Source organism: Spiroplasma endosymbiont of Lariophagus distinguendus, assembly GCF_023846195.1.
Taxonomy (GTDB): Bacteria; Bacillota_I; Bacilli_A; order Mycoplasmatales; family VBWQ01; genus Spiroplasma_E.
Window position 1 is genome coordinate 1 of record NZ_JALMUW010000035.1, and the last position, 11028, is coordinate 11028.

The 11028-nt window shown below is 23.0% G+C and carries 11 protein-coding genes and 1 pseudogene; all 12 read left to right on the forward strand.

The annotated features are described in order from the left end of the window. Positions 1-227 (forward strand): annotated as a pseudogene (locus M0D11_RS03855) (hypothetical protein); the annotation flags it as partial. A 46-nt stretch (positions 228-273) separates the two neighbouring features. Then, the gene (gene ybeY, locus M0D11_RS03860; RefSeq protein WP_174480613.1) at positions 274-744 is read left to right on the forward strand and encodes an rRNA maturation RNase YbeY; all 471 of its coding nucleotides are present in this window, start codon (positions 274-276) and stop codon (positions 742-744) included. 11 nt (positions 745-755) lie between these two features. Then, positions 756-1190 (forward strand): cytidine deaminase, encoded by a 435-nt coding sequence (gene cdd, locus M0D11_RS03865; protein WP_252320257.1) that lies wholly within the window; start codon positions 756-758, stop codon positions 1188-1190. Positions 1191-1193: 3 nt separating this feature from the next. Next, positions 1194-2090 carry a GTPase Era gene (era, locus tag M0D11_RS03870; protein WP_252320259.1) on the forward strand — a complete coding sequence of 299 codons (897 nt, stop codon included), beginning with the start codon at positions 1194-1196 and terminating at the stop codon, positions 2088-2090. A 3-nt stretch (positions 2091-2093) separates the two neighbouring features. Next, positions 2094-2600: a hypothetical protein gene (locus M0D11_RS03875; RefSeq protein WP_252320261.1), complete on the forward strand. Its 507-nt coding sequence runs from the start codon at positions 2094-2096 to the stop codon at positions 2598-2600. A gap of 65 nt (positions 2601-2665) precedes the next feature. Beyond that, on the forward strand, positions 2666-2821 hold the full coding sequence (locus M0D11_RS03880; protein ID WP_252320263.1) for a hypothetical protein: 156 nt from the start codon (positions 2666-2668) through the stop codon (positions 2819-2821). Positions 2822-3086: 265 nt separating this feature from the next. Beyond that, positions 3087-3224: a hypothetical protein gene (locus M0D11_RS03885; protein WP_252320265.1), complete on the forward strand. Its 138-nt coding sequence runs from the start codon at positions 3087-3089 to the stop codon at positions 3222-3224. A gap of 1986 nt (positions 3225-5210) precedes the next feature. Continuing rightward, positions 5211-5438 (forward strand): hypothetical protein, encoded by a 228-nt coding sequence (locus M0D11_RS03890; protein WP_252320267.1) that lies wholly within the window; start codon positions 5211-5213, stop codon positions 5436-5438. Positions 5439-5602: 164 nt separating this feature from the next. Next, a complete protein-coding gene (locus tag M0D11_RS03895; protein ID WP_252320269.1) occupies positions 5603-7018 on the forward strand; it encodes a glycine--tRNA ligase in 1416 nt (471 codons plus the stop codon). Positions 7019-7034: 16 nt separating this feature from the next. Continuing rightward, positions 7035-8810, forward strand: a complete 1776-nt coding sequence (gene dnaG / locus M0D11_RS03900) for a DNA primase (protein ID WP_252320271.1) — start codon at positions 7035-7037, stop codon at positions 8808-8810. Positions 8811-8842: 32 nt separating this feature from the next. Continuing rightward, complete coding sequence (locus M0D11_RS03905) at positions 8843-10195, forward strand: sigma-70 family RNA polymerase sigma factor (RefSeq protein WP_252320273.1); 1353 nt, start codon at positions 8843-8845, stop codon at positions 10193-10195. 8 nt (positions 10196-10203) lie between these two features. Continuing rightward, entirely contained in the window at positions 10204-10980 is a 777-nt protein-coding gene (locus M0D11_RS03910; RefSeq protein WP_252320275.1) for a Nif3-like dinuclear metal center hexameric protein, read from the forward strand. Positions 10981-11028: the final 48 nt, after the last annotated feature.

Consider the following 11028-nt stretch of genomic DNA (forward strand, 5'->3'; position numbering starts at 1 on the left):
ATTTTAAAAGAGAAGAATGTTTAAAGTTTAATAGTTTTAATCAAATTACTATTTTTTTCTCTATTAATAAATGTTACTTAACAATTTTTTTTCCAAAATGAAATGATAATAATCAACTTTTAATTGAAGAAAACATTAATTCTAATACATATTTAAATCAAATGGTATTAATAATTATTGGTAAAGAAAGTTTGTTAACATTTATTTGAAATAATATTACAACATAAATGTAAATATTGATATAATTTAATCAAAAAGAAGTTAGGTAGATAAATGCCAGCAAAAATTAATATTGTAAATATTTACAATGATCATAACTATGACATTAAAAATTTTAATATTTTATCAGAAAATATTTTAAATGCAGTAGCTATTAAGTTAAAACAGAAAATTACATGGTGTATTGCTGTTATTTTTAATGACGAACAGACTAGTATTGAATTAAATAAAATGTATCGTCATAAAGATTATGTTCCTGATGTTTTATCATTTGGAAATAATGATGATGATTTTCCAAATATTAATATTGATATTAGAGATTTAGGCGATGTTTATATTTGTTATTCAAAGGCAGTAGCGCAAGCACAAGAATATGGTCATAGTTTAATTAGAGAATTATCATTTCTTTTTATTCATGGATTACTTCATACATTAGGATATGATCATCAAAATAGTGTAGAAGAAAAGGTTATGTTTGATTTACAAGATGAAATTTTAAATATTCTTGGTATTACTAGAAAATAAGGAGTGGTATAATGGAACAAGATATAGATTTATTAGTATTATTGAAAAAAGCAAAAGTAATACAAAAAAATGCTTATGCGCCTTATTCTTTATTTAGAGTTGCTGCAATAGTAATTTTGAAAAATAGTAAAGAAATGTTAGGAGTAAATGTTGAAAATGCTGCATACTCAGTAGGTATTTGTGCTGAAAGAGCAGCTTTGTCACAAGTTATTGCTCAAGGTTATAAAAAAGAAGATATTATTAGTCTATTTTTAATTACTGATAGTGAAACGGTTGGTTCTCCTTGTGGTATGTGTCGTCAATTTATGATTGAAATTATGCCAGAAACATGCCCTGTTTATATTAGTAATAAAAATGAAAATAATGATACTAAAATAATTTGTAAAATATTAGTAAAAGACTTATTACCTTTAGCGTTTAAACCAAGTTCATTGAAAGGGAATTAATTTATGACTAATAATTTTAAATCAGGTTTTGTTAGTTTTATTGGTAGAAGTAATGTTGGAAAATCAACTTTATTAAATACCATTCTTCAAGAAAAAAAGGCAATTGTATCTAATAAACCACAAACAACCAGAAATCAAATTCAAGGTATTTATAATAGTGATGATATGCAAATCATATTTTTTGATACTCCCGGCATTCATAAACATAATAACCAACTTGGACGAATGATGAATCGCGATGCTAACCGTGCCACTAAAGAAACTAACATTATTTGTTTATTAGCGCCATGTAATGAATACATTGGAAATAGCGATAAACATATTATTAAATTATTATCAGAAAGGGTAAATACAACTATTCTACTTTTATTAACTAAGGTTGATTTAGTAACAAAAGAAAAATTAATGGATAAAATTAATGAGTGAAAAGATTTATTACCATTTAAAGAAATAATTCCAATTTCTGCTATAAAAGAAATGAACTTAGATATATTATTGAAAAAACTATATGAGTATTTACCAATTGGTGAAAAGAATTATTTAATTGAAAATAACGATGATGTTTCAGATAATACTTTAATTAAGGAAATTATTCGTGAAAAAATTTTAAATTTAACAGAAGAAGAAATTCCTTATAGTGTAGCAGTATTAATTGAAAGTATTAATTATAATCCAAATACTAATATTACTGATATTAATGCTGTTATTGTTGTTGAACGCGACTCACAAAAAGGAATTATTATTGGTAAAGGAGGTAGTATGATTAAAGAAATTGGAATAAGAGCTAGAACAGATTTAGAAAGTATTTTTGATTCTCATATTATATTAAAAACTTTTGTAAAAGTAATACCTGATTGAAGAAATAATCCTAGAAAATTAAAAGAGTTAGGTTATAGTTAAAATATGTTTAATATTGATACTGGTTTGATTTTAAACATTAACTACATTAAATCAATAAATAATGTTACCATTTTAACATCAAATTATGGTGTTAAAATAGTTTCTTTACCAGAAATAAAAATCAATTTAAATAAATATAGTCTTTTAGATTGTTGAATTTTTATCTTTAATCAAAATTATGATTGTTCAAACTTATGTATAACATATAAAAAAATAAAAAGTTTTAATAGTTTTATAAATGAAAAAAGTTATCAATTGATTAAAAGTTTTAACAAGATAATTATTAATTATTTAGAAAAAATTAGTATTAATAATAAAAATATCTTTTCTTTTTTATTTAATTTATATGAACAGTTAATGATAAATAGTAACTTTAAGAAAGTTTATGTTTTTTTCTTATTTCATAGTTTAATATTTCAAGGAATTCAGTTTAACTTTACTAATTGTATTAATTGTAATCAAATAATGAACTTGTCAAGAAAAGTGGACAATAAAAGTAACCTTTGGTAATGTTTAGTAATCTGTGTGACTTACAAAAATAACTATGTTTAATTAGTTCTAGTAAATATAATTAAATGACTAGAAAGAGTGAGTTACAGATGGCTAAAAAAGATAACTTTAATAATAATGATCCAATATCAAAAGCAGTAGATTTATTATTAGAAAATACTGAAGATTTAACAACAGTTTTTAAAGAGGGAGGATTATATAAAGAATCAACAAAAGATTAGTAGAAAAGATGTTAAATCTAAATGCAAAATTGATGAGACATGAAGAAAACTAACGTAGTGAAGAAGGGATGAATATTCATAAATGGTACAACTTCAAAAAAATTATTAACCTCAACAAGGTAAAACTAAATGACAAATTAAGGGATCAATAGCATTTTACTCTGTATATTAAAAAGACAAAGATTGATGGTTTGATCAATGTTCTTTCATTATATGCAAAAGGAATGACTTTATCAGATATTAGAATGCAATCATGAGTTATATCATGGTGGTGATATTAGAAAGAATGAGTGGGCCAAAATCACTATATGTTGCTGATGATAAAGCACAAAACTTAATAATAGATAGTGCTTATCCGATTGTTTTATTTTTGGATTGTATAGTAGTTAGTACGACAAGATAACTGATTATTAAATAACCGCCTATATAGCTAGGAGTTGATTAGAAGGCAAAAAGATGTTTAGGTTTAAGTGAATTAGTGAAAATGAAGGCGCTAATTTTGATCAAAGACTTAGAAATGAAAATCGAGGCTTAAATGATACCTGACATTGTAGTAGATAATTTAACATAGAATTGTTAACAACATAACCCAGTTTATCTCTAAACAGGAAACATCAACTGATTTACTGTCTATCAAATCAGAAATAGTTTAAAAATATGTCTCATATAAGCATAGAAATCACTAGCTGCAGATTAAACCACTTTATACTATGGGAAGTGAAGAATTAGCAATGCAGTTTTAGAACTTGAAAATAAAATGAAATAAACAACATCTCAAATTGTTAAATCTTGATATAAAAATTGAGATAATTTAATTTATTTATTAGTTATCCAGGGTAAATCCAAAGATGGATAACAAATGCGGGTTAATCTATAATAGTCAATTACGAAAAGTCACTTTAAATAAAAAAGTTTTTCCTAATGATATGGCAGTTTTCAAAAAATATTTTACTTTAGCACTGAAAATGATATTAAAAACATGAACAATGCTCATTCAAATGAAACACAGCAATTGCTCATTTTATGATAAATTGAAGACAAGAATTAATTAAACCAGTAACTTTAAAAGAAAGAAACACAGATTATTAAAAAGCCTCTCAACTTTTTATTAGAAATTTTTTATAAAATAGTATTTAAAAAGAAATCAGAAAGTGAAGTGGTCTGATTAGGTTAATTTGGAATGATTAACTGATATTCGATTGACTCATTCTTTTAATTTGATTTAAGGTCGATGGTTATTATAAAAGTAACATATTGTAGTTGTCTTGTATTCATTCAATAGTTCTATTTTCTGAATTTGATATATAAAAAAATTCTGTTTTTCATTGTTCCAATCAAGATTCAGCACCATTATCACAAGAATTACCTCTCTAGACATTGAAATTCTTTTTATTTAATTCATCATATAAAGTTTTATATGGTTACTTTGTATAGTGGAAAATCCTTTGATCATTGCAAAATCTATAGAATTAGGTTTTATACTGAACTCGCTTGAATAATATTTTGGATAAATAAAATGTCATATCTAAACTTGGTTTTATTTTATAATCTAATATTTCATTATTATGAAAATCTTTAAACAATTGATAAATAATATGTTTTACTCATTAGTTAATAAACAAGTTATATCAGTACCCACTTTTTGATTTTAAATCAGTGGTTGAAAATCACGTTTTAATAAATTATCATATCTTAAACTTCCTGATTTAGTTCTATAATCAAATTTCTTATGAACTTTAGCTTTTAAACTCATATTTCTCATATATCTATATACAACATGAAATTTTAATTTTAAATTATAAATTTTATTAATTCATAAAGTTATCATTTTATAACCATAAATTTTGAAATTATAAAATATTTTAATTATATTAAATAAAATGTATTCACTTATTAAATTATTCATTCCATTCTTAATTCATCATAATATCTTGATTTTGAAACATTTAGCAACTGTAATATAAATAACTAATTTGATATTTTTTTCTTCAAGGAGAAATCACAAAATATTTCTTCTTTGTCGATTTTTCAAATACTTTTTATATCGTTCATTGCCTCAATATATTCAATTAATTTGCTTTGCTATTTCATTAAAATTCTAAAGATTTTGGGTCGACCTGTTCTTTGGTTTTTTAGCACGAATTCCATTGCCATATTCTAAACCTTTTCACCACAATTTATGCTTTAATTCATTCTTTTATTATGATCACCTCAATACCATACTAATGCGGTTTTATCAATTGTTTTAATTTTACTTATTTTTATTATTTTTAACTTTTCTTCTTTTGATAATCATTTAGCCATAAAAAAATGAACACCTTCCTTAAAGTATTTTTAACACAAAGGTTACAATTCTGTGTCTACTTTATTCTAGATGTTCATAACTAATTTGCATTTAATTAATTATGATTTGGGTGGTATTTTTTGTAAAAATTGTTCTTTAGAATTAGCTATAATTAATTTTGACATTGTTTTGTTTAAAAAAATATATCAACTTTATTTATTAAATTATCAAGATATTAATAAATGAAAAGTTGAAAAAGAAGAACTTAATAAAATTCTTAATATTTTAGAAAACCACTGTCAAAAATATAATAATAAATTAATAATTACATAAATATTTTAATAATTAGTTGTTATATTGTTTTTAATAATATATAACACTTATAATAGGTTGACAAAACCTATCTATGAACATATTATTAACAAGATTATTCTTTTTAGAGATTTTATGTATTATTTAAGATATTTAAGAAAATTTTTATGATTAATGGAGGGGCAATGATTAATAAAATTATCAATGATAAGTCAATGAAGGAAATAATTACTCATTTAAAAGAAAATGGTTTTATTTTTCAAGGATCAGAAATTTATTCAGGTCTTGCTAATAGTTGAGATTATGGTCCGCTTGGTGTAGCACTTAAAAATAATATTAAGAAAAGTTGATGAGTTTTTTTTGTCGAAAAAAATCCATACAATGTTGGGTTAGATAGTTCAATTATTATGAAATCTAAAGTTTGAGAAGCTTCAGGGCATTTGAGTAATTTTAGTGATCCATTAATTGATTGTAAAAAATGTAAGTCTCGATTTCGAGTTGATAATTTAATTAATCATTATTTTCCTAGTATTAATTGTGATAATTGAAGTAATGAAAAATTAGAAACATATATTAATCAAAATCATATTAAATGTATTAAATGCAATAATGAAGATTGAACTAAAGTTAGACAATTTCAATTAATGTTTAAAACATATCAAGGTGTTTTAAAAGAAGATAAAAATAAAATTTATTTAAGACCTGAAACTGCACAAGGAATATTTATAAATTTTAATAATGTAAGAAATAGTTATAATAAAAAAGTACCATTTGGTATTGGTCAAATTGGTAAAAGTTTTAGAAATGAGATAACTCCTGGTAATTTTATTTTTCGTACTAGAGAATTTGAACAAATGGAATTAGAATTTTTCTTTATTCCAAAGGATAAAAATGATAACACTTGATTTAATTATTGAGTTGATCAATGTAAAGAATTTCTCTCTCTAGTAGGTTTATTGAATTCAAAAAATATAAAATTTAAAAATCATGAACAAAATCAACTAGCACATTATGCATTAGCAACTACTGATATTGAATATAATTTTCCTTTTGGTATGAGTGAATTATGTGGTATAGCTAATCGCGGGAATTATGATTTAACAAAACATAGTGAGAATTCTGGTGTAAATTTTGAAATTCAAGATCCTAATGTTACAGTAAAAAGAATGGTTATTCCTTCAGTTATTGAACCTTCAATTGGTGTTGAAAGGCTTTTATTAGCTTTAGTTTGTGAAGCATTTACAAAAGAAGTTTTAAAAGACGATAAAGAACGGTTAGTGTTAAAATTAAATAAGAGTATTTGCCCTTATCAAGTAGCTGTTATGTCTTTAAATAAAACAAAATTGGGTAAAGAGGCATATGAAATTTTTGAAATGTTAAATAAAACACAATTAAGAGTAATTTATGAAGCATCATCAAGTGTTGGTAAATCTTATCGTTATCAAGATGGTATTGGTACTATGTATTGTGTAACAATTGATTATGACACAAAAACTAAAGGTACTGTTACAATTAGAGATCGTGATACTACAAATCAAGTTATAGTTAAAGTTGATCAACTTAAAGAATATTTATATGACAAATTAGACATTATTTGTTAGAATTGTGTGAAAAAATATGGATATCGAGTTTAATAAAAAAATTAATGAAGTTAAAGCAAAAATTAATATTGTTGAAGTTATGGGTAAATATTTAAATTTGATCCGTAAAGGCAATAATTTTTGAGCTATCTGTCCTTTTCACGAAGACTCTACTCCTTCATTATCAATTTCACAAGAAAAACAAATTTATAAATGTTTTTCTTGTGGTGAACAAGGAAACGTTTTTATTTTTTTACAAAAATATAAAAATATTAATTTTATTAATGCTCTTAAAGAAGCAGCAGATAATGTTAATTTAAATTTAAAAGAGTTTGATATTAATTTATCTGAATTTAATGTTGAAACTAAAAAAAATCCACTAAAAATTTTAAATAATATTGCAATGAATTTTTTTAGTTATCAGTTACTAACTGATATTGGTCAAGAAGCAATGAAATATTTACAAAATCGTAATATTACTACTGAAAATATTAAATATTTTAATATTGGTTATGCACCTATTAATAATGAATTAATAGATTATCTTAATGCACAAGGTTATAAAGATAATATTGAATTTGTAAAATTAGGACTTATGAAAATTAATAATAAGGATCAACTTCTTCCTACCTTTTCAAATCGAATTATGTTTGCTATTAAAGATGAAGATGGAGATTGTGTTGGTTTTTCTGCAAGAAATTATAATAGAGAAGATAAAAGTTATAAATATATTAATAGTCCAGAAACAGATTTTTTTAAGAAAAGTAAAATTTTATATAACTTTAATAATGTTAAAAATTATATTAAAAAAAATGAAGTTATTTATTTGACTGAAGGTTTTATGGATGTTATTGCTCTAAATAATCAAAATATTAAAAATGTTGTTGCTTTAATGGGAACAAATTTAACAAAAGAACATATTTTACTTTTAAAAAAAATTACTATTAATATTATTATTTTTTTAGATGGTGATTTACCAGGAAAAATAGCATCTTTAAAAATAGCTAGTGTTTTATTATCAAATAATTTTAAAGTACAAATTATCAATAATGATACTAAATTTGATCCTGATGAATTAATAAATAAATTTCCTCAAAAATTTTATGAAATAATAAAAAAAACCATTCATCCTTTTGAATTTGCAATTAATTTATCATTAACTAAATATAACATTAAAAAAGATAGTTATGAACTTAATGAATTTTTAAAATCATTAGTTCCAATTTGAACAAAAATCAATGATGTTATTACTAAAAAGTTTTACTTAAATATGTTAGCAAAAATAACTAATTTATCCACTGAAGACTTAATACAAATTTTAAATATTGATAATAATTTAGTAACTACAACTTTTAGTATCAAAAATAAATCTAAAATAGAAGTAAAAAATATTTTTTTTGAAGCACAAGAACAACTTATTTTTTTAGTAATGTTATCAAAAAATGTTTATTTAATTTTAGAAAAAGAAAAATTTATTTTTCCAAATCAAGATTTTATGAATTTATACTTTTTAATTAGTCAAAAATATCAAAATAATCAAATAGAAGCAATTAATTTTGATTTAATTTTAGAAGAACTTAAAGGTAATTCACTTTTAAATATTTTAGAAAAACTTCTTGATAAATATAAAAATAAAAAGTTTGATTTAAAACCTCAAATTATTAATGATTACTTAAAAATTATTAATAATCAACTAATTGATTATGAAATAAAAATGATCAATGATAAATTGAAATCTGAAAAAAATATTGAAAAACAAATATTGTTATTAAAAGAAATATCAGTATTAAAAAATAAAATAAAGAAAAAATAAGTATGATGATAAATTAAGGATAAGGTGAAAATATGGCTGTTATACAACAAAAAACGAAATTGAAAAAACTTTTAACTTTAGAGGAAGTAGAAAGTAATTTAATTAAAAAATTAGAAAAGAGTCAAACAAAAGAATTAAAACAAGAAGATGTCATTAAAGAGTTTGCACATTTAAAATTAGATGATGATACGATTGAGGAAATTTTTGATCGGTTAGAAAAAGAAGGAGTAGTCTTTACTGATATTTTGATGGATGAAGTTGAAGATGATGCTAATTTTACCGATATTGATGATGAACAATTACCTGATGATTTAGATATTGATATTTTAGTTAGTGATTTGAGTTTTAAAAATACGATGGGGATCTCTAATGATACAAGAAGAAAAGATGGAATTAAGTCTTATTTTAATATTTTGGAAACAAGTCAAATATTGAGTCAAGGTGAGGAAATTAAATATGCTAAAATGTTAGAATCAAAAGATGTTGAGGAAAGAACATATGGTCGTGAGCAATTAATTAAATCAAATTTAAAATTAGTAGTTTCTGTTGCTAGAAAACATTTAAATCGTGGTTTAGATTTTGCTGATTTAATTGAAGAAGGTAATATTGGTCTTATTAAAGCAGTTGATAAATTTGATTATCGCCGTGGTTTTAAATTTTCAACTTATGCTACTTGATGAATTAGACAATCAATTACACGAAGTTTAGCTGATCAAGGTAAAATGGTTCGTGTACCTGTTCATATGGTTGAAAGAATTAATAAGTTAACAAGAATTGAAAGAAACTTAACACAAGAATTAGGTCGTGATCCTACTCATGAGGAAATTGCCAATAAAATGGGACAAAACATGACAGCCGATCGTGTTCGTGAAATTAAAAAACTTGCTATTGAACCAGTATCTTTAGAAAAACCAATTGGTGAAGAAGATGATACACATTTTGGTGATTTTATTAAAGATAAAAATATGCTATCTCCCGATGAATATGCTGAAAGACATTGATTAAGAGAACAATTGGATCGTGTTTTTGCTGAAGTATTAACAAAACGAGAAGAAAAAGTTATTAGAATGCGTTTTGGAATTTTACCAACAAAATTAAGAAGATTATTAGAACTTTGTGAAGATGAAAAAGAAATTACTGAATTAAAAACAGTAGTTAATAATTTACAGTTACACTATGATACTAGTTTAGATAAAACAGAATTGTTAAGTGATAAGGTTGTTCATCGTCATATTACTAAGTACGATTCTCCAAAAACTCTAGAAGAAGTTGGTAAAGAATTTATTGTTACAAGAGAAAGAATTAGACAAATAGAAGCAAAGGCAATTAGAAAATTAAAACATCCGTCTAAATCTAAACATATTAAAGAATTTTATAAAGGATAATAGTTAAAATGTTAACTATCAATAATATAATTAATGTTTTAGAAACATATTTTCCTTTAAAAGATGTTTGTGAATGAGATTTTTCAGGAATACAAATTAAATCAAAAACAAAGACCAATATTAATAAAATTTTAGTTTGTTTGGATGTTACTAATGAAGTTTTAACTGAGGCCATTAATAATAATATTGATTTAATAATTTCTCATCATCCATTAGTTTTTGCCAAAGATATTAATCAATCTAATATTTCAAATTGAAAAAAAGAATTATATAGTAAAATACTAATAGCAGATATTAATGTATATTCATTACATACTAATTTTGATATATCATTAGTAGGTATGAATATGTTGATGGCTAAAGAATTAAAAATTAAAAATATTCATTTTATTAATGAAGAAAAGTTAGCAATAGTTGGTAAATTTGATAGACAAATGCCATTAAAAGAATTAATTAATAACTTAAAAAAATATTTTAATGTTGCAAATATACAATTGGTTAATAATAAATTGAGTGATAACAATATAGTGACTGTTGCTTTATCTGCTGGTGCTGGTGGTGATATTATTAGTAATTTATCTAACAATATTGATTTATTAATTACTGGAGAAATGAAATGAAACTATATTATGGAAGCTAAAGATAGAAAAATTAATGTTATTTTGGTTGGTCATTATATGGAGCAAAAATTTGTTGATTTTCTTTTTCAATTACTTATTGAAAAATTATCAACAAAAGTTATATTTTTTAAATATAATTTAGAAAATCCTATTACTTTTTTTTAAACTTATAAAATTTAAAAAGGAAAAAACTATTTTTTAAATAAAAATAAG